Source organism: Microbacterium sp. BLY, from assembly GCF_017939615.1.
In the GTDB taxonomy this organism is placed as follows: domain Bacteria; phylum Actinomycetota; class Actinomycetes; order Actinomycetales; family Microbacteriaceae; genus Microbacterium.
This window is the reverse complement of the sequence record NZ_JAGKSR010000001.1, coordinates 2264735-2286447: the sequence shown is the minus strand read 5'-3', so window position 1 is coordinate 2286447 and position 21713 is coordinate 2264735. Positions and strand designations below refer to the sequence as shown.

Below are 21713 nucleotides of genomic sequence, written 5' to 3'. Positions count from 1 at the left end.
GCTCCCCCGCTACGCTGACGATGCGTCGAGACGAAGGACCACCATGACGAACCCCGCCGACACCACCGTCGACGACCCGCACACGCGGCGCATCCTCGATCTCGTCGCGCGCGGACAGGCTCGGTCCCGCTCCGAGCTCGCGTCCGAGCTGGGGGTGGCCGCCTCGACCGTGGGCCTGCGCGTGCAGACGCTTCTCGATGCCGGCGTGCTGGAGGAGGCCGGGGCCGGCACCTCCCGCGGCGGACGACGACCGCGTGTGCTCCGGATCGCCGGCGACGGCATCGTCCTGTCCGCCGACCTCGGGGGCCGCCATGCCCGCATCGGGCGGCACGATCTCAGCGGCGGTCTCCTCGGCTCGGAGACGCTCGCGATCGACGTCGCCGACGGACCGGAGGAGACGCTCGCCCGCGTGTCGGAGGTGTTCGAGCGACTCGCGGCCGAGACCCGGGTCCATGCGATCGGCGTGAGCCTTCCCGGCCCCGTCGACGTGACGACGGGCTCCGTCGACCAGCCCTCCCGGATGCCGGGCTGGCCGGGCTTCCGCGTCGGCGAGCACCTCACCGCTCGTCACGGGGTCCCCGTGATGGTCGACAACGATGCCAACCTGGCCGCCCTCGGAGAGCACCGGCGCCAGCTGGGGCACACGCAGCACAGCATCACCGTCAAGGCGGGCACCGCGATCGGCAGCGGGATCATCGTCGACGGGCACATCCACCGCGGCGCCACCGCTGCCGCCGGCGACATCACGCACACCCGCATCGACGGCAGCGGCGACATCCCCTGCTCCTGCGGCAACACCGGCTGCCTGGAGACGGTGGCCAGCGGGGCGAGCCTGGTCCGTCAGATGCGCGAGCGCGGCATCACGGACGTCCGCACGACCGCCGACGTGCTGACCCTCGCCCGGGACGCGGACCCGCTGGCCACGACGCTCGTGCGCACCGCGGGGACCCACCTGGGCCAGGCGCTCTCCGGCGTCGTCAACTTCTTCAACCCGCACGCCCTGTTCCTCACCGGGAGCATGAGCGCCTCCGAGCCCTTCATCGCCGCCGTGCGGAGCCGGGTCTACGAGGCGTGCCACCCGCTGGCGACGCAGCGCCTGCGGATCGAGGCGGCGGCCACGGGGGCGGACGCCATCCTGCTCGGGGCCGCACGCCTGGCACTCGAGGGCATGGAGATCCCGGTGGCGGCGGCCTGAGCCGCCACCACCGACACCGTCAGTCCTCCGTGAGGCGCAGCTCGATCACGGGCAGGAGCACGTCCGGTCGACGGACCGGGAGGTGCACCGTCAGGGTCCCCTCCGCCTCGCCGGCGGGCGTCATCAGGTCGGCCTGCTGATCAGGATCGCTGACGCTGGTCCGCAGCCAGGAGCCGTCGTTGAGCAGTCGGGCGTACGACACCTTGCCGGCGAGACCGGGCAGGTGGACGAACCCCAGGGGCCAGGTGAACAGACTCAGGTAGAGGCGGTCGCCGCGGAGCGTGTACACGCCCTCGCGCGGCGGCGTGAACGGCGCATGGCCCGCACCGACCACGGCGCGGCGGTGCAGGCGCATCCACTCGCCGATCTCGGCCAGGGTGTCGGCATCCCGCGGAGCGATCGCGCCCCGACCGTCCGGGCCGATGTTCAGGAGCATGTTGCCGTCCATCGACACCGAGTCGACGAGCATCTGCACGAGCAGCAGGGGCGACTTCTGGTCGGTGTTGTCCCGGTGGTAGCCCCACGAGCCGTTGAGCGTCTGGCACGCCTCCCACACCAGCAGCACGCCATCCCGGACGAGCGGCGCCGTCGGCTGGTACTGCTCGGGGGTCACGAAGTCGCCGGGGATGCCGAGCCGGTCGTTGACGAGCATCTCCGGCTGCAGCTCCCGGCAGAGGGAGAGGAGGGCCTCGGCGTCCCAGTCCTGCGGCCCCTTCCCGTCCCAGCCGTCCTTGGCCTCCGGGTAGGTGAAGTCGAAGAACAGGTAGTCGATGTCGCCGTAGCCGGTGAGCAGCTCGCGGACCTGACCGTGCAGGTACTCGCGGTAGCGGGCCATGTCGCGCCCCTCGTTCAGGGCGTGCGCGTTCTCGTCATCCCGCCGAGGGTGGTTCCAGTCCACGGTGAAGTCGGGGTGATGCCAGTCGATGACCGAGTGATAGAGGCCGACGCGGATGCCCTCGGCACGGAGCGCGTCGACATACTCGCGCACCAGGTCCCGACCGACCGCCGTGACGGACGTGAAATCAGTCAGCTGCGAGTCCCACAGGCAGAACCCGTCGTGGTGCTTCGTCGTGAGCACGACGTAGCCCATCCCCGTCTCCTTCGCCGTCCGCGCCAGGGCGGCGGCGTCGAAGAGGTCCGGGTCGAAGTTGTCGAAGTAGGGGCGGTACTCCTCGTCGGTGAGGCGTTCGTAGTTCTGCACCCACTCGTGCCGCGCCGCCCCGCTGTAGAGGCCGAAGTGGACGAACATGCCGAAGCGGGCGTCATCAAACCATTCCTGTCGCATGCGTCCATCCTGGCACAGACATCCGATGTCTGTGCCGGCGAATGCCGTCCGGAACGCCGAACGGGCGCCCCCGAGGGGACGCCCGTTCGTTCGCGGATCGGATCAGCGTGCGGCGCTGCCGTCGACGTAGTCCTCATCCTGCTGCTTCCAGGCGAAGAGCGAACGGAGCTCCTTGCCGGTCGCCTCGATCGGGTGCTGCTCCTCCTTGGCGCGGAGCGCGAGGAACTCCTCACCGCCGTTGTCCTGGTCGTCGATGAAGCGCTTCGCGAACGCGCCCGACTGGATGTCGGCCAGCACGCCCTTCATGCTCTCCTTGACGCGCTCGTCGACGACGCGCGGGCCGGAGACGTAATCCCCGAACTCGGCGGTGTCGGAGATCGACCAGCGCTGCTTGGCGATGCCGCCCTCCCACATCAGGTCGACGATGAGCTTGAGCTCGTGCAGCACCTCGAAGTACGCGATCTGCGGCTGGTAGCCCGCCTCGACGAGGGTCTCGAAGCCCGCCTGCACGAGGTGGCTCATGCCACCACAGAGCACGGCCTGCTCGCCGAACAGGTCGGTCTCGGTCTCCTCGGTGAAGGTCGTCTTGATGACGCCGGCACGGGTGCCGCCGATCGCCTTCGCGTACGACAGCGCGAGGTCCCAGGCCTGGCCGGACGCGTCGCGCTCGACGGCGATGATGTCCGGGATGCCACGGCCGGCGACGAACTCGCGGCGCACGGTGTGGCCGGGAGCCTTCGGCGCGACGAGGATCACGTCGACGCCCTCGGGCGCGTCGATGTAGCCGAAGCGGATGTTGAAGCCGTGCGCGAAGGCGAGGGTCTTGCCCGCGGTGAGGTTCGGGGCGATGGACTCGTTGTAGATCGTGCGCTGGTGCTGGTCCGGCGCGAGGATCATGATGACGTCGGCCCACTCGGTCGCCTCGGCGACGGTCTTCACCGGGAAGCCGGCCTCCTCGGCCTTCGCGGCGGACTTCGAGCCCTCCTTGAGGGCGATCGCGACCTCGACGCCCGAGTCACGCAGGTTCTGGGCGTGGGCGTGGCCCTGCGAGCCGTAGCCGACGATGGCGACCTTCTTGCCCTGGATCAGGGACAGGTCGGCGTCGTCGTCGTAGAAGATCTCGGTGCTCACTGGTTATCTCTCCTTGGTTGTGGTTATGCGGGACACGCGGTCCCTGAATCTGTCGACGGGTCAGCCGCGCAGGACGCGCTCGGTGATGCTCTTGCCGCCGCGGCCGATCGCGAGGAGTCCGGACTGGGCGATCTCCTTGATGCCGAAGGGCTCCAGCGCGCGCAGCAGCGCCTCGACCTTGCCCTTGTCGCCGGTGACCTCGATCACCAGGGCGTCCGCGGCGTAGTCGACGACCGACGCGCGGAAGAGGTTGACGACCTCGATCACGTTGGAGCGGGTGGCGTTGTCGGTGCGCACCTTCACCAGCATGTGCTCGCGCTGCACGGACGATGCCGGGTCGAGCTCGACGATCTTGATGACGTTGATCAGCTTGTTCAGCTGCTTGGTCACCTGCTCGAGCGGGAGCTCCTCCACATCGACGACGACCGTGATGCGGGAGATCCCGGGGACCTCGGTCACGCCGACGGCGAGGGAGTCGATGTTGAAGCCGCGGCGTGCGAACAGGCCGGCGACGCGGGTCAGAAGGCCGGGGGTGTTCTCCACCAGCAGGCTCAGGACGTGGGTCGACATGGCTCAGTCCTCCTCGTCGAACGCGGGCGCGTGGTCGCGCGCGTACTGGACATAGCTGTTGCTGACCCCCTGCGGCACCATCGGCCACACCATGGAGTCGGCGCTCACCACGAAGTCGATCACGACGGGGCGGTCGTTCGTCTCCAGCGCGAGCCGGATCGCGGCGTCGACCTCCTCCTCCTTCTCCACGCGGATCGCGAGGCAGCCGTACGCCTCCGCGAGCTTCACGAAGTCCGGGATGCGGATCGTCCCGTGCCCGGTGTTCAGGTCGGTGTTGGAGTGACGGCCGTCGTAGAACAGCGTCTGCCACTGCCGGACCATGCCCAGCGACGAGTTGTTGATGATCGCGACCTTGATCGGAATGTTGTTGATCGCGCAGGTCGCGAGCTCCTGATTGGTCATCTGGAAGCAGCCGTCGCCGTCGATCGCCCAGACCGGGCGCTCCGGCTCGGCGACCTTCGCCCCCATGGCCGCCGGCACCGAGTAGCCCATCGTGCCCGCACCGCCGGAGTTCAGCCACGCGTTCGGACGCTCGTACTTGATGAACTGCGCGGCCCACATCTGGTGCTGGCCCACGCCCGAGGCGAAGATGCCCTCCGGGCCGGTGAGCTCGCCGATGCGCTGGATCACGTACTGCGGCGCCAGCAGGCCGTCCGTCGTCGGCGCGTATCCGAGCGGGAACTCGGTGCGCAGCCCGTCGAGGTACGACCACCACTCGTCGATGTCGGGCTTGGCGGTGCCGGTGACGCCGCGGAAGGCCGCGTCCAGGTCGGTGAGCACGTCGCGCACGTCGCCCACGATCGGCACGTCCGCCGTGCGGATCTTCGAGATCTCCGCCGGGTCGATGTCGACGTGCACGACCTTCGCGTTCGGGGCGAACAGCGCCGCCTTGCCGGTCACGCGGTCGTCGAACCGGGCGCCGAGCGACACGAGGAGGTCGGCCTCCTGGAGCGCCAGCACCGCCGGCACCGTGCCGTGCATGCCGGGCATGCCGAGGTGCTGCGGGTGCGAGTCGGGGAACGCGCCCCGCGCCATCAGGGTCGTGACGACCGGCGCCCCCGTCGACTCCGCGAGCTCGAGGAGCTCTGCCGCCGCACGGCCGCGGACCACGCCGCCGCCCACGTAAAGCACCGGCTTCTTCGCCTCGGCGAGGAGGGCGGCTGCGGCCTGGATCTGCTTGCCGTGCGCCTTCGTCACCGGACGGTAGCCGGGGAGGTCGATCTTGGGCGGCCACACGAACGGCGCCGTCGCCTGCTGCGCATCCTTCGTGATGTCCACGAGCACCGGGCCGGGACGACCCGTGCCGGCGATCTCATAGGCGGCTGCGATCGCGCCGGGGATGTCGGCCGCGTCCTTGACCAGGAACGAGTGCTTCGTGATCGGCATCGTGATCCCCACGATGTCGGCCTCCTGGAACGCGTCCGTGCCCATCAGCGTCGAGAACACCTGACCGGTGATCGCGAGCAGCGGGACGGAGTCCATGTAGGCGTCGGCGATCGCGGTGACGAGGTTCGTCGCTCCGGGACCGGAGGTCGCGATGCACACGCCCACCTTCCCGGAGGCGGATGCGTACCCCTCGGCCGCGTGGCCGGCACCCTGCTCATGCCGCACGAGGATGTGCCGCAGCTGCGACGCGTCCATCAGCGGGTCGTAGACCGGAAGGATCGCGCCGCCCGGAAGACCGAACACGTCCGTGACGCCGAGCAGCTCGAGCGAGCGGACGACGGCCTCTGCGCCGGTGATCTCCGGGGCGGATGGGCGGGCGGGCGGCCTCGGCACGGCCGAGACGGAGTCAGCAGTCATGACTTTCCTTCTGATGAACTGTGCGGGACACCGGCGTTCCGACCGGGCGGATTCCTGAGCCGGTCGATGGATCAGCCGGTGGTCGCTCCCTCGGCGGCGGACCGCACGAGGCGCGAGTACTTGGCAAGAACGCCTCGGGTGTAGCGCGGGGGAAGCGGCTCCCAGCCAGAGCGGCGGGAGGCGAGCTCCGCCTCGTCGACGAGTAGATCGAGAGAGCGAGCTGCGATATCGACCCGTATCAGATCACCATCGCGCACGAAGGCGATAGGACCTGCGTCCACCGCTTCGGGTGCTATGTGGCCGATGCACAGGCCGGTTGTGCCGCCTGAGAATCGTCCGTCCGTCAAGAGTAGTACATCTTTTCCGAGCCCCGCGCCCTTGATGGCCGCGGTGATCGCCAGCATCTCGCGCATCCCCGGTCCGCCCTTCGGGCCCTCGTACCGGATGACGATGACCGTTCCGGGCTCGATGCTGCCTTCGGCGACCGCGTCCATGGCCGCACGCTCGCGCTCGAAGACCCGCGCGGGCCCCTCGAACACGGCCGCGTCGAAGCCGGCGGTCTTGACCACCGCGCCCTCCGGCGCGAGCGACCCGTGCAGGATCGTCAGTCCGCCGGTGGCGTGGATGGGGTTGTCGAACGTGTGGATGACCTCGCCGTCGATGGGCTGCGGGTCGAGATCGGCGAGGTTCTCCGCCAGCGTCTTGCCCGTGACCGTCAGCGCGTCGCCGTGCAGCAGGCCTTCGTCGAGCATCGCCTTCATGATGACGGGGATGCCGCCGTGACGGTCGACGTCGTTCATGACGTACTTGCCGAACGGCTTCATGTCGGCCACGTGCGGGACCTTGTCGCCGATGCGGTTGAAGTCGTGCAGGCTCAGCTCGACCTCGGCCTCACGCGCGATCGCGAGCAGGTGGAGAACCACGTTGGTCGAGCCGCCGAGGGCCATCGCGAGGGCGATCGCGTTCTCGAACGCCTCCTTGGTGAGGATGTCGCGCGTCGTGATGCCCTGACGCAGCAGGTTCACGACGGCCTCGCCCGAGCGGTGCGCGAAGTAGTCGCGGCGGCGGTCCGCCGCGGGCGGCGCGGCCGAGCCCGGCAGGCTGAGACCGAGCGCCTCGGCGACGGAGGCCATGGTGTTCGCGGTGTACATGCCGCCGCAGGCGCCTTCGCCCGGGGCGATCGCGCACTCGATGCGCTTCAGGTCCTCCTCGCTCATGAGGCCGGCACGGCAGGCACCGACCGCCTCGAACGAGTCAATGATCGTGACGTCCTTCTCGGTGCCGTCGGAGAGCTTGACCCAGCCGGGCGCGATCGATCCGGCGTAGAGGAAGACGCTCGACAGGTCGAGACGGGCGCTGGCCATGAGCATGCCGGGGATCGACTTGTCGCAGCCCGCGAGCAGGACGGAGCCGTCGAGGCGCTCGGCCATCATCACGGTCTCGACCGAGTCGGCGATGACTTCGCGCGACACCAGCGAGAAGTGCATGCCCTCATGGCCCATCGAGATGCCGTCGGAGACCGAGATCGTGCCGAACTGCAGCGGATAGCCGCCGCCGGAGTGCACGCCCTCCTTCGCCCCCTGGGCGAGCCGGTCGAGGCTCAGGTTGCAGGGCGTGATCTCGTTCCAGCTGGATGCGATGCCGATCTGGGGCTTGTCCCAGTCGGCGTCGCCCATCCCGACGGCGCGGAGCATGCCGCGGGAGGTCGTCGCCTCGATGCCGTCGGTGACGACGCGGCTGCGGGGCTTGATGTCGATGGGCGCGCTGGCGGAGGGATCATGCGAGGACATGACGAGAGTCTATTCCTGCGCGACGGCCCTCTCGTTCGCGAGCGTCTCCAGAAGCGCGGCGATCTGTTGTGGGGAGTCCACACGGAGCGTCGCCGCGCTCTCCCCCGGTCCGACCCGCACGCCGAGGTCGCCGTCCTGCAGCACCCGCATCGCATCCTCGTCGGTCACGTCGTCGCCGGCGAAGAGGATCCCGGTGGCGTCGAAGCGTTCCCGGAGAGCGATCATCGCGGCGTCCTTGCCCTCGTTCCGCGACGAGAACTCCAGCACCCGGTGGCCGGCACGCCGCCGCCACTGCGGGAAGCGCTCGGCGACGAGGGCATCGATCTCGGCGAAGACCTTCTCCTCCGTCTCCCGGTCCGCTCGCCGGGTGTGCACGCCCATGCCGAAGGTCTTCGGCTCCAGCTCCGCTCCCTCGTAGCGGTCGATGATCGGCTGCGCGGCAGCCCACAGCTCCTCCCGCGCCCCGGTCTCGGTCGCATCGCCCGGGGCGTCGGCAGCCCCCTGACCGGGGAACCAATACTGCGCGCCGTGGGAGCCGGCGAGCACGACGACGGAGTCGTCCGTGTGCTCGGTGATCTCCCGGAGGTCGTGCATGCTCCGCCCGGAGACGTAGGCGACGACCGTGTCCGGCATCGCGGCGAGGCGGGCCATCTGCGCGGCGACCTCGGGCAGCGCCCTGGCCGCCATCGGGTCGACGACCAGAGGGGACGCGGTGCCGTCGAAGTCGAGGGCGACGACCAGGCGCGGGGTCGTCGCGAGGGCGGTGAGGTCGGCGTCGGCTGTTCCGGGGATCCAGGGGCGCGTCACGGTGTCTCCGTTCGGGAAGAGGCGGTCGGGAAGGAGGGAGTCAGCGGCCGCGCACGGCGGCCAGGGCGTCGAGGAAGGACGACGACCAGGCGTCGACGTCGTTGTCGAGCACGCGTCGACGCAGCGAGCGCATGCGCCGAGCCTGCTCCGCCGGCGACATCTCGACCGCCTCCATGATCGCGTCCTTGAGACCGGCGATGTCGTGCGGGTTGACGCGTACGGCCTGGCGGAGCTCGTCGGCGGCGCCCGTGAACTCGCTGAGGACCAGGACGCCGCGGTTGTCGGTGCGGGTGGCGATGTACTCCTTCGCCACGAGGTTCATCCCATCGCGCAACGCGGTCACGAGCATGACGTCCGCCGCGAGGTACAGCGCGACCATCTCCTCGCGCGGATATCCCTGGTGCAGGTAGCGGATCGCCGAGTGGCCGACGGTGTCGTGGTCGCCGTTGATGCGCGCCACCGCGAGTTCGATCTCGTCGCGCAGGTGGGCGTACGCATCGACGCGTTCACGGCTCGGGCTCGCGACCTGGATGAGCGTGACGTCCTCGACGTCGAGGCGCCCGTCCTCCAGGAGCTCCCCGTACGCCTTGATCCGATGCCCGATGCCCTTCGTGTAATCCAGGCGGTCGACGCCGAGGAGGATGCGCTTCGGGTTGCCGAGGCTGGCACGGATCTCCGCGGCCCGCGCCCGGATGTCCTCGCGCGCGGCGAGCTCGAGATACGGCGCGGTGTCGATCGAGATCGGGAAGGCCTTCGCCACCGCGGTACGCGTGCCGCCCTCCTCCGGGATCGTGATGCTGGACCCCTTGACCTCGTAGCGGAGCCGCCGCCGCACCGCGGTCAGGAAGTACGTCGCGTCCTGCGCCCGCTGGAAGCCGATGACGTCGGCGCCGAGCAGACCCCGCAGCACCTGATCGCGCCAGGGCAGCTGCGCGTAGAGACCGTGGGCGGGGAACGGGATGTGGTGGAAGTAGCCGATCGTGACGTCGGGGCGCAGCTCGCGCACCATCTGCGGGACGAGCTGGAGCTGATAGTCGTGCACCCAGACCGTGCCGTCCGGGGCGGCAGCCGCCGCAGCCGCCTCCGCGAAGCGACGGTTCACCCGCACGTACGCGTCCCACCACTCCCGGTGGTACTGCGGCGGGGCGATGACGTCGTGGTAGAGCGGCCAGATGGTGTCGTTGGCGAAGCCCTCGTAGTAGTCCGCGACCTCGTCGGAGCTCAGTGCCACGGGGATCAGGTGGATCCCGTCGCCTTCGAAGGGTTCGAGTTCGACGTCGGGTTGTCCGGGCCAGCCGACCCAGGCGCCGTGGACGCGGCGCATCATCGGCTCGAGCGCGGCGACGAGGCCCCCAGGGGACGTCCGCCAGGTCTCCTCGCCGTCGGGGCCCACGACCCGGTCCACCGGGAGGCGATTGGCGACGACGACGAATTCTGCAGCGGTCACGGGGGCACTCCTAGGTCCGGTTGCTTCCAACCTAGCGAGGATGCGCCTCCCCCGCCGGTCAGCCGTCAGGCCTTGACAGCAGGCGCCGAGCGGTGCACACCGCTGAGCGCCCAGTTGCCGAGTCCTGCCGCGAAGGCGATGGCCGCCGCGATCATCGGCAGGACGAGAGCGGCGGACGTGCCGACGTTCTCGGCGATCTCCCCCGCGACTGCGGCGCCGATCGACTGGCCGACGACGATGCCGGAACCGAGCATCGTCATCACCGTGGCGGACCGCCCCCGGGGGCTCCGGGCCGCTCCGAAGCTGTACTGGGTCACGAGCGTCGGTCCGATGCCGACGCCCATGATCGCCAGGGCGAAGAGCATCCCGGCCGGGGAGTCCACGACGCCGAGCAGCAGGGAGCCGGCCAGGAGGATGCCGGAGAAGACGAGCCACCGCGCCCGCAGCGTGAAGCGCGCGGGCAGCCACGCGACGCCCAGCGCCAGCACCGCCGACCCGACGCCCATCACGCCGTAGAGCAGACCGGCCTGCTCCGGGGCGCCGAGGTCGGCCATGAACGAGGTGAGCGACGTCAGCATCGTGCCGAAGAAGATCCCGACGCCGAGGATGCCGAGCACGACGATGAGCAGCTGCGGTCGGAACAGCTCGGACACCGCGGACGGTGCGCGCCCGTCGTCCGTCCGGTCCTGCGACACATGCCGGCCGCTCGGGTGCAGCGCGAACGCGCCGACGAAGACGAGCGTCAGGACGGCGGCGCCGACGAGGGGCGCCCACGGGGCGAGGGCGGAGGCCAGCACCCCGACGAGGAACGGCCCGAAGACGAAGACGGTCTCGTCAGCGGCCGATTCGTACGCCATCGTGCCGGAGAGCGTCCGCGGGCGACGCTCCGACGGCATCCGCTCGCCGATGATCGTGACCAGACGCGAGCGCGAGAGGGGTGCGACCTGCGGGGCGGTCGCTCCGATGCCGATCGCGGCGAGGAGCACGAAGCCGTCGGCGGCCGGACCGTAGACCACCGCGGTGAAGAGCAGGAGCATCGTGGCATTGCCCACGGCGAGCACGAGGAGCACCGGGCGCTGCCCGAAGCGGTCGGCGGCGGCGCCCAGGAGCGGCCCGAAGCAGGCGGTGCCGAAACCGACCGCAGCGGACGTGAGCCCGCCGAGGGACAGGGATCCCCGCGCCGACACCACGACCGTCAGCACACCGACGACCATCATGGCGAAGGGCAGGCGCGCGATGAACGCGATGAGGAAGTAGGGCAGGCCGGCGAGGCGGAAGAGGCTCGGCTCGGCGATATCGGGCGTGGTGCTGGCGTGTGTCATGGCTCTCGCGCGTCGACGACGCGATGTCGGGTGCCGCCGCTGTCCGCCGGAGACGCCGACGGCCGGTAGATACACGGTTTCTGCGGCCGCGGGTGAACCGCGACCCTCCCATGATATCCGGTCCGCCCCACGCGAGCCCTGCCAGCCGCTCCCCCGCCTTGTCAAGGCTCCGCCCTCCGCGTACGGCCTGCGGGTACCGTAGGGGCATGCGCTACCTCTTCAGCACCGGACTCGTCGCCGCGATCTCGGCAGGGATCTCGCTGCTGCGCGGCACCCGCAATGAACCGATCACCTGGCGCTCCCTCCTGTCGTGGGTGAGCTGGGGCATCACGATGGCGCTCGCCGTCGGCGCCGTCGTCGACATGCGCCGCGAACGTCACGGCGTGCCGGTGGACGCGGACTCCCCGCAGTCGGTGAAGAAGTCCAAGAAGGCGCAGCGCCTGCAGTTCCGCTCCCAGAAGGCCCTCGCCGACGCGCAGGGGCACGCCCAGGACAAGCGGTCCTGACGCGCCCCCGCATCCGCCGTGTCAGCGGGTGAGGATGAGCGCCTCGCCCTGACCTCCGCCTCCGCAGAGCCCGACCGCGGCGGTCCCTCCACCGCGGCGAGCGAGCTCGTGGGCGACGTGGACCACGAGACGGTTGCCGGATGCGCCGATCGGATGCCCGATCGAGATGCCCCCGCCGTGCACGTTGACGATCTCCTCGTCCAGCCCCAGTTCGGTCTGCGAGCGGGCGACGACCGCGCCGAACGCCTCGTTGATCTCGACGAGGTCGAGGTCCTGCGGCGTGATGCCCTGCTTCCGGCACGCCTGTTCGATCGCCCGCGCGGGCTGCGCCTGCAGCGAGTTGTCGGGCCCGGCGGTCTGGCCGCTCGCTCCGACGGTCACGAGCACCGGCCATCCCTTGGCCTCGGCGGTTCGCCGCGTCGTGACGACGACCGCGGAGGCGCCGTCCGAGATCTGCGACGAGTTGCCCGCGGTGATCGACCCGCCCTCGGCGAACGCGGCCCGGAGCCCGGCGAGCGTCTCCTCCGTCGTCTCGGGGCGCACGCCCTCGTCCTTCGTCACCCGCACCGGCTCGCCCCGGCGCTGCGGCACCTCGACCGTGACGATCTCCGCCTCGAACACGCCGCTCTCCTGTGCGGCGGCTGCCCGCTGGTGGGAAAGGGCCGCGACGCGGTCCTGCATCTCCCGGGTGAGCTCGTAGCGAGCGTTGTGCCGCTCCGTGGACGCGCCCATGCTCTCCCGGTCGTAGGCGTCCGTCAGCCCGTCGTAGGCCATGTGGTCGAGGACCTCGACGGTGCCGTAGGTCCAACCATCGCGCGATCCCATGAGCAGGTGCGGTGCGCGGGTCATCGACTCCATGCCGGCGGCGACGACGACCTCGGCGTCCCCGGTCCGGATCATGCGCGCCGCGTCGATCACGGCCGTGAGGCCCGACAGACAGACCTTGTTCACCGAGTGCGCGGGCACGTCCCAGCCGATCCCCGCGCCGATCGCGGCCTGACGGGCGGCGTTCTGTCCCGACCCCGCGGCGAGTACCTGTCCCACGATGACCGCGTCGACGTCTCCCGGATCCACTCCGCCCTGCTCCAGGGCCCCGCGGATCGCGAATGACCCCAGCTGCGGCGCCGTGAACGCGGCGAGCTGCCCCTTCAGCCGCCCCTGCGGGGTGCGTGCGGCGGCGACGATGACGATGGCGTTCTCAGTCATTGGTCTCGGTCCTTCCGTTCTCCAGTTCCGGGGCGAGGCGGAGGGGCGGCTCCGTGGCCTGCCGTACCTGCTCCACCGTGACGTCGGGGGCGAGCTCGACCAGGACCAGCCCGTCCGGGGTCACGTCGATCACCGCGAGGTCCGTGATGATCCGGTCCACGACGGCGCGTCCGGTCAACGGCAGCGTGCAGGCGTCGACGATCTTCGCGGAGCCGTCCTTGGCGACGTGCTCCATCAGCACAATCACCCGTCCGGCGCCGTGCACGAGATCCATCGCGCCCCCGGGCCCCTTGACCATCTTGCCGGGGATCATCCAGTTCGCCAGATCGCCGGAGGCCGAGACCTGCATCGCCCCGAGGATCGCGGCATCGATCTTCCCGCCGCGGATCATGCCGAAGCTGAGGGCGGAGTCGAAGAACGCCGCACCCGGCAGCGTGGTCACCGTCTCCTTCCCCGCGTTGATGAGATCCGGGTCGACCTCGCTCTCCCGCGGGTAGGGACCGACCCCGAGGATGCCGTTCTCCGACTGCAGCACCACGGTCACGTCGGACGGGACGTGGTTCGGCACGAGCGTGGGCAGGCCAATGCCGAGGTTCACATACGCCCCGTCCGGCAGCTCGGCCGCCGCACGCGCGGCCATCTGGTCTCTCGTGAGCGCCATCTCTCAGGCTCCTTCCGCCGCGACGGTCCGTCGCTCGATGCGTTTGGGGATGTCCTCGCCGACCTCGATGATCCGATGCACGAAGACGCCGGGCAGGTGGATCGTGTCCGGATCCAGCTCCCCCGGTTCCACGAGGCGCTCCACCTGCGCGATGCACACGCGCCCGGCCATCGCGGCGAGCGGGTTGAAGTTCCGCGCCGCCTTCCGGAAGACGAGGTTGCCGTGCCGGTCGCCGCGCGCCGCATGCACGAGGGCGAAGTCGGTCGTGATCGCTTCCTCCAGCACGAACTCGCGGGCCTCGCCGTTCACCGTGAACGTGCGCACATCTTTGGGCGAGGACGCCACGGCGACGGAGCCGTCGGGGTGGTACCGCCGCGGAAGCCCGCCCTCGGCCACCTGGGTGCCGACGCCGGTCTGCGTGTAGAACGCCGCGATGCCGGATCCTCCCGCTCGCAGCTTCTCGGCGAGCGTGCCCTGCGGGGTCAGCTCCAACTCGAGCTCCCCAGAGAGGAACTGACGCTCGAACTCCTTGTTCTCCCCGACGTACGACGAGGTCATCTTGCGGATGCGCTGTGCGGCGAGCAGGACGCCGAGACCCCAGTCGTCCACGCCGCAGTTGTTGCTCACGACGCTCAGGTCGGTCGTGCCCTGCGCGAGGAGCGCTTCGATGAGGGCGATCGGGTTCCCGGAGAGGCCGAAGCCTCCGACGGCGAGCGAGGCGCCGTCCGGGATGTCAGCGACCGCGGCGGCCGCGGACTCCCAGTGCTTGTCGATCACGTCTGCTCCTTCGGGTCCGTGTCCCCTCCAGCCTCTCGCCCCGGCAGAGCCACGGCCAGCGTCCTCTTGCGATGTGGACGCCCGCACCATTAGCGTCCACGATATGGACTCCGCGACGCACACCGTCCCCGGCACCCAGGCCGTCGCACGGGCGGCCCGGCTCCTCCGGTTGGTGACGGCGTCCGGCGCCGACGGCGCCACCCTGCAGGAGTTGGCCGGCAGCGCCGGGCTCTCCCGGCCGACCACGCATCGCCTGCTCAGCGCCCTGCGTGTGGAGGGGCTCGTCGACCGCGACGCCGACAGCAGCCGCTGGATGCCGGGACCCGAGCTCTTCCTCATGGGTTCCGTGGCCGCCGCCCGGTACGACGTGACGGCCCTGGCGCGGGACATCGTGCGGTCGCTCGCCGTGAAGACCGAGGAGAGCGCGTTCTTCTCCGTCCGCCGCGCGGACGAGACGGTCTGCCTGCTGCGGGAGGAGGGCTCGTTCCCCATCCGCTCGTTCGTGCTGAGCGAGGGAGTGCGCTTCCCACTCGGCGTGGCGAGCGCCGGCCTCGCGATCCTCGCTTTCCTCCCCGACCACGATGTGGATGCCTACCTGGAGCGCCATCCGGAGCTCGCCGAGAACTGGGGACGCACTCATGGTGAGCGCCCGCTGCGGAAGCGCCTCGCCGAGACGAAGGAGCGGGGGTATGCCGTCAACCCCGGGCTGATCGTCGAGGGGAGCTGGGGTCTCGGCGCGGCGGTGTTCGACCGCGCCGGCCGCCCGGAGTGGGCGCTCAGCCTCACCGGTGTCGCCTTCCGCTTCGGCCCGGAGCGTCAGGCCGAGCTGGGCCGGATCCTCCTCGCGCACGCCCATCAGCTCTCGGCGAGGATCGCGCACGCCCGGCGGTGATCCTGTTTACATACCAGCCGGTATATACTTTCTGGTATGAATCGCTCCGAGGTCATCCCGTCGCTCGTGCTGTCGGGCTATGCGCTGGGTCGCATCGCCGCGCAAGACGCGGGGAACGAGGCCCCCGCCGCGCAGTGGCGGGTGCTCAGCCTGCTCGATCAGTCGGGCCCCCGTCGCGTCGGCGAGCTCGCCGCTGCGGCCCGCACGACGCAGCCCGGGATGACCCGGCTGCTCGGCACCCTCGAACGCGAGGGGCTCGTGCACCGTTCCCCCGACCCCGATGACTCGCGAGCGACGGTCGTCGCGACGACCCCGGACGGAGTGGCGGCGCTGTCCTCCTGGCGCGCCGAGTTCCGGGAGACGATCGCGCCGCGGTTCGCCGACCTCGACGACGACGACTGGAGCGCCCTCACCCGCGCGGCCGAGATCCTCGCCGCGCGGACCGCCGCAGACCGGACAGGAGAAACCCGTTGAACAGCACCACCGCCGCCCGCACCCCCTCGGTCTGGAAGCAGCCCGCCCAGGTGTGGGCCGTCGCCTTCGCGTGCGTCGTCGCCTTCATGGGGATCGGGCTCGTCGACCCGATCCTGCCCGCGATCGCCGAATCGCTCGAGGCGACGCCGGTCGAGACCGAGCTCTTGTTCACGAGCTATCTGCTCGTGACGGGCCTCGCCATGCTCGTGACGAGCTGGATCTCCAGCCGGATCGGCGCGAAGGCGACCCTCCTCGTCGGTCTCGGACTGATCGTCGTGTTCGCCTTCCTCTGCGCGATCAGCGGCAGCGTCGACGCGGTCATCGGGTTCCGCGCCGGCTGGGGCCTCGGCAACGCGCTGTTCATCTCCACCGCGCTGGCGACCATCGTCGGCGCCGCGTCCGGAGGCAGCAGCGCGGCGATCGTCCTGTACGAGGCCGCGCTCGGCCTCGGCATCGCCGTCGGCCCGCTCCTGGGCGGCATCCTGGGCGAGCAGAGCTGGCGCGGGCCGTTCTTCGGCGTGGTCGCCCTCATGGCCATCGCCTTCATCGCGGTGCTCGTGCTGCTCCGCGGGCCGGGAGAGAAGCGCACCCCGGTGAAGTTCTCCGCGCCCTTCACCGCCCTGCGCCGGCCGGCTCTCGCGATCCTCGCCGTCGCCGCTCTCTTCTACAACATCGGCTTCTTCGTGCTCCTGGCCTTCTCGCCGTTCCCGCTGGGCTTCGGTGCGATGGGCATCGGCCTGTCGTTCTTCGGCTGGGGCGTCGCCCTCGCGATCACGAGCGTCTGGGTCGCCCCTGTGCTCATGCGGCGGATGTCGCGCACCCGTGTGATCCTGACCGTCCTTCCGCTGCTCGCCGTGGATCTCGTCGTGGCGGGGCTCGTCGTCGCCGAACCGGCCGCGCTGGTGGTGTGCATCATCGTCGGCGGGCTCCTCCTCGGGGTGATGAACACGGTCCTGACCGAGGCCGTCATGGAGGCGACCGATCTCCCGCGCTCGGTCGCCTCCTCCGCCTACTCCGCGGTCCGCTTCCTCGGTGGCGCGATGGCCCCGCCGATCGCCGCTCTCCTCTGGCACCTCTTCAGCGCCACCGTGCCGTACCTGTTCGCGGCCGCCGCCGTCCTGCTCGCCGCGCTGACGATCCTCCTCGGGCGTCGCGTCCTCGCTCACATCGACGACGAGCCCGCCGATGCCGCCGATGCCGCCGCGGAGGACGCCGCCGCGATCCTCGTCGGTGACGCGGGCTGACCCCTCGGCTACCGTGGGGGCATGACCAATACCCCTCTTCTCCCCGAGCGCAGCCGTCGGGTGCAGGAGCACCTCTCCGCAGCCGGCGTCGAGACCGAGATCAGAGTCCTCCCCGACTCGGCGCGCACGGCCGCGGAGGCGGCCGCCGCGATCGGCTGCGAGGTCTCCGCGATCGCCAACAGCCTCGTCTTCCTCGCTGACGGGCGCCCGGCGCTCATCATGACGAGTGGTGGGCATCGCGCCGACCTCGCCGTCCTCGCACGCGGCCTCGGAGCGGGCGAGGTCGTGATGGCGCCGCCGGCCGTCGTCCGCGAAGCGACCGGACAGGCGATCGGCGGTGTCGCCCCGGTCGGCCATCCGGCCCCGCTGCCCACGTACATCGACGCGGCCCTGGAGGACCACGACGTGGTCTGGGCGGCCGCCGGACACCCGCACACCGTCATGCCGCTGACCTTCGCCCAGCTGTCCGCCCTCACGGACGGTACGACGATCGACGTCGTCTGACCACTCGAATGTCCGCGCCGTGGCGGATGATGGAGGCAGATGCACTCGCGCGGGGCGAGCGCCGTGGCCGACGGAGGCGCTGAGATGTGCGGACGATTCGCGAACGATGCGACGACGGACGAGCTCATCCGGGAGTTCGTCGCCGACGGCGGGCGACCGGAGGACTGGTGGAAGTCCTGGCACGGCGCCTACTCGATCGCTCCGACCGAGAGTGCTCCGATCGTGCGCGACCGCGGTGAGGGTCGCATCCTCGAGCTGGTCCGCTGGGACTGGCAGAGTCCCCCGAACCGCCCGCAGCGGGCGCCGCTGATCAACGCACGGATGGAGAAGCTCGCCGCCGGCTTCTGGGCGCCCGCGTTCTCAGCAGCCCGCTGCATCGTCCCGATGCGCGGTTACTTCGAGTGGACGGGTGAGAAGGGGCACAAGACCCCGCACTTCCTGCACGGCAGCGGCTTGCTGGCCGCCGCCGGACTCACCTGGTCGATGGAGCACGAGGGCGAGAAGGTGCGGTGCTTCGTCGTGGTGACCAGGGAGGCGCGCGATGCCGGCGGCGAGGTGCACGACCGGATGCCCGCGTTCCTCACTCCTGACACGTGGGACGCGTGGCTCGCTCCGGAGAAGCTCACCGGGCAGAACAAGATCGACACGCTCGCGATGCTCGACCACTCCTCCGCCGACGTGGCCGCGACGTTGCGGGGCCACATCGTCGACCGCAAGGTGAGCAACACCCGCACCGTCGATCCCTCCGATCCGACCCTCCTGGACCCGGTGGGGTGACACGCTGCGACACGCCCGGACACACGACACCCCGACCGTCTAGGAGATCGGGCGGAAGTGTGACACGCTGAGCACACTCCACCGCAGCGGCCACCGCGGCCGCGCCTCTTGACACAGGCATTCGTGGCGAGAGAGGGGAAGCCCCATGGGCAAGTTCATCTACGAGAACAGCGTCAAGGTCGACATCGAGGACCGCGCTCTCACCCACATCCAATTGGTCATGACCGCGAAGCTGCGCCGGGGCGAGCCCTTCGGCTTCACCTGGAAGGACGACGTGAGCATGGGCGGCGGCCGCACCACGGTGTGGGTGCATGCCGGCAGCTCCCTGGTCTACAAGTACCACGGCAGTCGGCAGCCCAGCGTGAACAGGGCCTGGATCGAGGCCCTGGCGTTCACCGCCAACGCCCCCGGCGGCCTGTATCTCGTTCCCGAACCCGCCGAGCAGCAGCAGGACGATCGCGAGAGCGCCCTGGCGCGCCCGTAACACGCTTGGCAGGAGGGTTCAACCCCTCTTGCTCTCCCCCGCCTCCGTTCCTAGCGTGGAGGCATGGGGAACACAGCGGGACGGACGACGACGCACATCGAGATCGATGGGCACGATTTCCTCCTGCCTGCCACCACCGACGTCGCCGACCTCATGTCTCGGATCGAGGCGGCGGCGCGGTCCCAGCCGACCTTCATCGACCTGGCGACCGGCGAGACGCTCACGAGCGTGCTCATCACCGCGCAGTCCCGGGTCGTGGTGTATCTGATCCGCGAGGACAGCGGGGCGGAAGCCCCCATCGACACCCGGTCGGCCCTCGACTGGGATCTCTGAGGGCCCCGCTGCCCTCGTAAGCTGGGGGCATGCTCGTCGCTCTCATCCGTCCGCGGGGCTCCTCGACCGTCGACGTCACCGGCGTGTCGTTGGAAGACGTCCACACCCAGCTCGATGCCCACCGCCAGCCAGGCTACGTCCTCACGTCCGCGCCCGTGCGGATGCTCAAGGGCGAGGCGAAGATGGAGGCGACGGGCACCTTCCAGCGCGTGGATGGCGTCGAGCAGATCGAGGCGGACGACATGGCGGGCATCGAGGCGAAGGTGCCCGAGGGTTGGCAGCTGCTGTCGGTCCGCCGGGCGTAGAGCCGCGCCCGGTGCGGTGCCGGGCGCGGCTCTCCCCCCGAGACACCCCCGGGGCGTCGGATCAGGCTGCCGTCCGGCGACGACGGAGCAGGACCCAGAGCCCGAGGGTGATCGCGCCGAGACCGGAGACGATCAGATCGAGTCGCCACGACCCGCCCGTCTGCGCCAGTCCCGGACCTGACTCGGAGACGGCCGTCACCTCATTGGCGATGGCCGCGCCGACGGACCCCCCGGCGACGATCGTCACGGTCACGGGGTCCCCACCCCCCACCCGTACCTCCGAACTGCTGCCGGAGTTCGTCTCCGTCACGGTGCACTCGGTGCCCGCGGGCAGATCGACGAACGTCCGCTCATAGTCCCCGGCTGCCGAGCGTGCCGGGATGACGAACGTCTCCGTGAGCGCCGCGCCGCAGTCCACCTGCAGGGAGACGGCCCCCTGGAGACCGGCCCCGGCACCGGAGATCGTCTTCACGAGGCGCAGGTCACCGGGCCGGAAGGTGGCGACGTTGCTGAGCGCGGCGTCGACGGTCGCCGCGGGGAGGATCTCGATCTCGACGGGGTCGGACGCGGTCACGACGACCTCCGCCGTCTCCCCGGTCGCGAGTTCGCTCACGGTGCAGGCCGTACCGGCGGGAAGGCCAGTGAACGTCTGTTCGTAGTCCCCGGCCGGGCTCCCGGCGGGAACAGTCCAGGTCTCGTCGAGCACGTCGCCGCACTCGACGGCGACGGTCACGTCGTCCTGGGCACCGGCGGCGAGGCCGGAGATCGACTTGATCACCCGCAGGGATCCGGGCTCGTACGAGTAGGTGTTCTCCGCCGTCACGACGGTGCCCTCCGCGGAGGCCTCCGCGGTCTGCGGCAGCGTGCTCGTCGCGATCACGGTGTCGCTCGCTCCGGTCACCGGCTCCTCGACGGTGCAGGCCGTGCCCACGGGGATCCCGGAGGCGGTGAAGCTCTGCGGTGCGGTCTCCCCCGCGGCGATGTCATACGTGAAGAACCCGGCGGTACCGCAGTCGACCGTGATCTGGACGGCCCCCTGGGCTCCGGCCGCCTCACCGGCGAAGGTCTTGTCCACGATGATCGATCCGGACTCGAAGAGTTCCGCGGTGGCCGTGTCGACCGCGTCGAGTTCCGTGGTGTCGGCGAGGATGAGGCGCTGCGCGTCGGAGAGGCCGATGCTGTACCCGTCGTAGAGGTACACGGATCCCCGCTGTACGGTGACCGCGGCGCGGGCGTTGAGCGTCGCCGAGCCGGGATCTCCGGAGGTGCTCCGCAGCCACAGCTGTGTTCCTGGTGCGACCACGGACGGGTTCGGCAAGGGCGTCGTCGACTCGGCACTCGCGTGCAGGGTGTACCCGGCCGGTGCGGTGACGGTCACCTCGGACGCACCCTCGGCGGTGACGGTGTACGGGCCTGCGGCGCCGTCCGCCGGTGCCGTGGTGATGTCCGGTGTGATCTCGACCACCGGCCGCTCTGGCTCCACGACGGGCCCGTTGGTCTGCGCGTCCTGGACGATCGCGGCGACGGCAGCCCGCACGGGGCCCGGAGCGGGCGTACTCACCACGAAGCCGTCCGTGAAGTACCAGATCGCTGCCTGCACCGCCGCCGCGCGCTGCTCGACCGACAGAGTGCTCGGCTCTCCGGTCGTCGGGTGGTAGTTGTTCAGGATGTAGGTGACGTATCCGATGTTGGGGACGTTCGTCTCCTCCCACGTCCCTCCCTGGTATCCGACGCCCACGTAGGTCGAGACGCGCAGATTGATGCAGTACATCTCCGCGGTGAGGCTCGGGTCCGAGATGCTCGCGGCGTTGATCGTGCCGGCGAAAGTGCTGGTGCGCGTATAGCCGGCGGGGTTGCCGGTCGGATACGGCGCGAGCGGGTCCTGCGTGGTCGGGGCGGGAGGCTGCAGTCCGTCGATCGTCAGCCCGTTCCCCAGGGAGGTGAGCTGGATCTCGGTGTCCGGACCGACCTGGGTCTCGACGGCCCTGGTCGGCTCTTGCAGCGTCGCTTGCGCGGGGGCGATCCCGCCCGCCACCGCGAAAGCGACCAGCAGAAGACCGACCCCGCCGGCGACTCCGGCACGGCGCGAGCTGCGGGAAGCCGACGAGCGACGCGGGATGCTGCGGAGGAACGCCACGGGACCAGTCCTTTCCAGTCCCGGCCCGGGGCGGGTGGGACATGTCCCACACCCTTTCGCGAC

22 protein-coding genes are annotated in these 21713 nt (G+C 70.5%); 10 read left to right on the top strand and 12 right to left on the bottom strand.

Annotated elements, in window-relative coordinates; all coding sequences use genetic code 11:
* Positions 1-43: 43 nt before the first annotated feature.
* Complete coding sequence (locus KAF39_RS11195; protein ID WP_210677318.1) at positions 44-1195, top strand: ROK family transcriptional regulator; 1152 nt, start codon at positions 44-46, stop codon at positions 1193-1195.
* A 19-nt stretch (positions 1196-1214) separates the two neighbouring features.
* On the opposite strand, the gene KAF39_RS11190 is transcribed toward KAF39_RS11195, so the two are convergent.
* From KAF39_RS11190 to KAF39_RS11155, 8 genes are all read right to left on the bottom strand, one after another.
* Positions 1215-2480 carry an alpha-L-fucosidase gene (locus KAF39_RS11190; RefSeq protein ID WP_210677317.1) on the bottom strand — a complete coding sequence of 422 codons (1266 nt, stop codon included), beginning with the start codon at positions 2478-2480 and terminating at the stop codon, positions 1215-1217.
* 102 nt (positions 2481-2582) lie between these two features.
* The gene (gene ilvC / locus KAF39_RS11185) at positions 2583-3611 is read right to left on the bottom strand and encodes a ketol-acid reductoisomerase (RefSeq protein WP_210677316.1); all 1029 of its coding nucleotides are present in this window, start codon (positions 3609-3611) and stop codon (positions 2583-2585) included.
* 60 nt (positions 3612-3671) lie between these two features.
* Positions 3672-4181: an acetolactate synthase small subunit gene (gene ilvN / locus KAF39_RS11180; RefSeq protein WP_210677315.1), complete on the bottom strand. Its 510-nt coding sequence runs from the start codon at positions 4179-4181 to the stop codon at positions 3672-3674.
* Positions 4182-4184: 3 nt separating this feature from the next.
* Positions 4185-5984, bottom strand: coding sequence for an acetolactate synthase large subunit (locus KAF39_RS11175; RefSeq protein ID WP_210677314.1), 1800 nt, complete (start codon positions 5982-5984; stop codon positions 4185-4187).
* A 71-nt stretch (positions 5985-6055) separates the two neighbouring features.
* On the bottom strand, positions 6056-7774 hold the full coding sequence (ilvD, locus tag KAF39_RS11170; protein WP_210677313.1) for a dihydroxy-acid dehydratase: 1719 nt from the start codon (positions 7772-7774) through the stop codon (positions 6056-6058).
* Between the two features lie 9 nt (positions 7775-7783).
* Positions 7784-8581 carry a trehalose-phosphatase gene (otsB, locus tag KAF39_RS11165; protein ID WP_210677312.1) on the bottom strand — a complete coding sequence of 266 codons (798 nt, stop codon included), beginning with the start codon at positions 8579-8581 and terminating at the stop codon, positions 7784-7786.
* 40 nt (positions 8582-8621) lie between these two features.
* Positions 8622-10028 carry a trehalose-6-phosphate synthase gene (locus tag KAF39_RS11160; RefSeq protein WP_210677311.1) on the bottom strand — a complete coding sequence of 469 codons (1407 nt, stop codon included), beginning with the start codon at positions 10026-10028 and terminating at the stop codon, positions 8622-8624.
* Positions 10029-10093: 65 nt separating this feature from the next.
* Complete coding sequence (locus KAF39_RS11155) at positions 10094-11350, bottom strand: MFS transporter (protein ID WP_210677310.1); 1257 nt, start codon at positions 11348-11350, stop codon at positions 10094-10096.
* Positions 11351-11556: 206 nt separating this feature from the next.
* Between KAF39_RS11155 and KAF39_RS11150 the strand changes: the two genes are divergently transcribed.
* The gene (locus KAF39_RS11150) at positions 11557-11856 is read left to right on the top strand and encodes a hypothetical protein (protein ID WP_025103262.1); all 300 of its coding nucleotides are present in this window, start codon (positions 11557-11559) and stop codon (positions 11854-11856) included.
* 21 nt (positions 11857-11877) lie between these two features.
* Here KAF39_RS11150 and KAF39_RS11145 read toward each other — a convergent pair whose 3' ends face one another.
* The 3 genes from KAF39_RS11145 to KAF39_RS11135 are packed head-to-tail and all read right to left on the bottom strand — an operon-like array spanning position 11878 to position 14500.
* On the bottom strand, positions 11878-13062 hold the full coding sequence (locus KAF39_RS11145) for an acetyl-CoA C-acetyltransferase (RefSeq protein ID WP_210677309.1): 1185 nt from the start codon (positions 13060-13062) through the stop codon (positions 11878-11880).
* Positions 13055-13723, bottom strand: a complete 669-nt coding sequence (locus KAF39_RS11140; protein WP_210677308.1) for a CoA transferase subunit B — start codon at positions 13721-13723, stop codon at positions 13055-13057. Before KAF39_RS11140 ends, KAF39_RS11145 begins: the two co-directional genes overlap by 8 nt.
* 3 nt (positions 13724-13726) lie before the next feature.
* Positions 13727-14500: a CoA transferase subunit A gene (locus KAF39_RS11135; RefSeq protein WP_210677307.1), complete on the bottom strand. Its 774-nt coding sequence runs from the start codon at positions 14498-14500 to the stop codon at positions 13727-13729.
* A 103-nt stretch (positions 14501-14603) separates the two neighbouring features.
* Here KAF39_RS11135 and KAF39_RS11130 point away from each other — a divergent pair, with 103 nt between their 5' ends.
* From KAF39_RS11130 to KAF39_RS11095, 8 genes are all read left to right on the top strand, one after another.
* Positions 14604-15392: an IclR family transcriptional regulator gene (locus KAF39_RS11130; protein WP_210677306.1), complete on the top strand. Its 789-nt coding sequence runs from the start codon at positions 14604-14606 to the stop codon at positions 15390-15392.
* 36 nt (positions 15393-15428) lie between these two features.
* A complete protein-coding gene (locus KAF39_RS11125; RefSeq protein ID WP_210677305.1) occupies positions 15429-15866 on the top strand; it encodes a MarR family winged helix-turn-helix transcriptional regulator in 438 nt (145 codons plus the stop codon).
* Positions 15863-17110 (top strand): MFS transporter, encoded by a 1248-nt coding sequence (locus KAF39_RS11120; protein WP_210677304.1) that lies wholly within the window; start codon positions 15863-15865, stop codon positions 17108-17110. Before KAF39_RS11125 ends, KAF39_RS11120 begins: the two co-directional genes overlap by 4 nt.
* A gap of 21 nt (positions 17111-17131) precedes the next feature.
* A complete protein-coding gene (locus KAF39_RS11115) occupies positions 17132-17614 on the top strand; it encodes a YbaK/EbsC family protein (RefSeq protein ID WP_210677303.1) in 483 nt (160 codons plus the stop codon).
* 84 nt (positions 17615-17698) lie between these two features.
* Positions 17699-18391 (top strand): SOS response-associated peptidase, encoded by a 693-nt coding sequence (locus KAF39_RS11110; protein WP_210677302.1) that lies wholly within the window; start codon positions 17699-17701, stop codon positions 18389-18391.
* Positions 18392-18536: 145 nt separating this feature from the next.
* A complete protein-coding gene (locus tag KAF39_RS11105) occupies positions 18537-18875 on the top strand; it encodes an ATP-dependent DNA ligase (protein ID WP_210677301.1) in 339 nt (112 codons plus the stop codon).
* 63 nt (positions 18876-18938) lie between these two features.
* Positions 18939-19208, top strand: coding sequence for a hypothetical protein (locus KAF39_RS11100; protein ID WP_210677300.1), 270 nt, complete (start codon positions 18939-18941; stop codon positions 19206-19208).
* A gap of 29 nt (positions 19209-19237) precedes the next feature.
* Complete coding sequence (locus KAF39_RS11095; protein ID WP_210677299.1) at positions 19238-19513, top strand: hypothetical protein; 276 nt, start codon at positions 19238-19240, stop codon at positions 19511-19513.
* A gap of 61 nt (positions 19514-19574) precedes the next feature.
* On the opposite strand, the gene KAF39_RS11090 is transcribed toward KAF39_RS11095, so the two are convergent.
* Positions 19575-21650, bottom strand: coding sequence for a thioester domain-containing protein (locus KAF39_RS11090; protein WP_210677298.1), 2076 nt, complete (start codon positions 21648-21650; stop codon positions 19575-19577).
* Between the last annotated feature and the right edge of the window lie 63 nt (positions 21651-21713).

Bases quoted from the DNA above. Each gene is read 5' to 3' on its own strand.
- KAF39_RS11195 (WP_210677318.1), top strand. From the start codon at position 44: ATGACGAACCCCGCCGACACCACCGTCGACGACCCGCACACGCGGCGC.
- KAF39_RS11190 (WP_210677317.1), bottom strand. From the start codon at position 2,480: ATGCGACAGGAATGGTTTGATGACGCCCGCTTCGGCATGTTCGTCCAC.
- ilvN (WP_210677315.1), bottom strand. From the start codon at position 4,181: ATGTCGACCCACGTCCTGAGCCTGCTGGTGGAGAACACCCCCGGCCTT.
- KAF39_RS11175 (WP_210677314.1), bottom strand. From the start codon at position 5,984: ATGACTGCTGACTCCGTCTCGGCCGTGCCGAGGCCGCCCGCCCGCCCA.
- ilvD (WP_210677313.1), bottom strand. From the start codon at position 7,774: ATGTCCTCGCATGATCCCTCCGCCAGCGCGCCCATCGACATCAAGCCC.
- KAF39_RS11155 (WP_210677310.1), bottom strand. From the start codon at position 11,350: ATGACACACGCCAGCACCACGCCCGATATCGCCGAGCCGAGCCTCTTC.
- KAF39_RS11150 (WP_025103262.1), top strand. From the start codon at position 11,557: ATGCGCTACCTCTTCAGCACCGGACTCGTCGCCGCGATCTCGGCAGGG.
- KAF39_RS11145 (WP_210677309.1), bottom strand. From the start codon at position 13,062: ATGACTGAGAACGCCATCGTCATCGTCGCCGCCGCACGCACCCCGCAG.
- KAF39_RS11140 (WP_210677308.1), bottom strand. From the start codon at position 13,723: ATGGCGCTCACGAGAGACCAGATGGCCGCGCGTGCGGCGGCCGAGCTG.
- KAF39_RS11130 (WP_210677306.1), top strand. From the start codon at position 14,604: ATGGACTCCGCGACGCACACCGTCCCCGGCACCCAGGCCGTCGCACGG.
- KAF39_RS11125 (WP_210677305.1), top strand. From the start codon at position 15,429: ATGAATCGCTCCGAGGTCATCCCGTCGCTCGTGCTGTCGGGCTATGCG.
- KAF39_RS11115 (WP_210677303.1), top strand. From the start codon at position 17,132: ATGACCAATACCCCTCTTCTCCCCGAGCGCAGCCGTCGGGTGCAGGAG.
- KAF39_RS11110 (WP_210677302.1), top strand. From the start codon at position 17,699: ATGTGCGGACGATTCGCGAACGATGCGACGACGGACGAGCTCATCCGG.
- KAF39_RS11105 (WP_210677301.1), top strand. From the start codon at position 18,537: ATGGGCAAGTTCATCTACGAGAACAGCGTCAAGGTCGACATCGAGGAC.
- KAF39_RS11100 (WP_210677300.1), top strand. From the start codon at position 18,939: ATGGGGAACACAGCGGGACGGACGACGACGCACATCGAGATCGATGGG.
- KAF39_RS11095 (WP_210677299.1), top strand. From the start codon at position 19,238: ATGCTCGTCGCTCTCATCCGTCCGCGGGGCTCCTCGACCGTCGACGTC.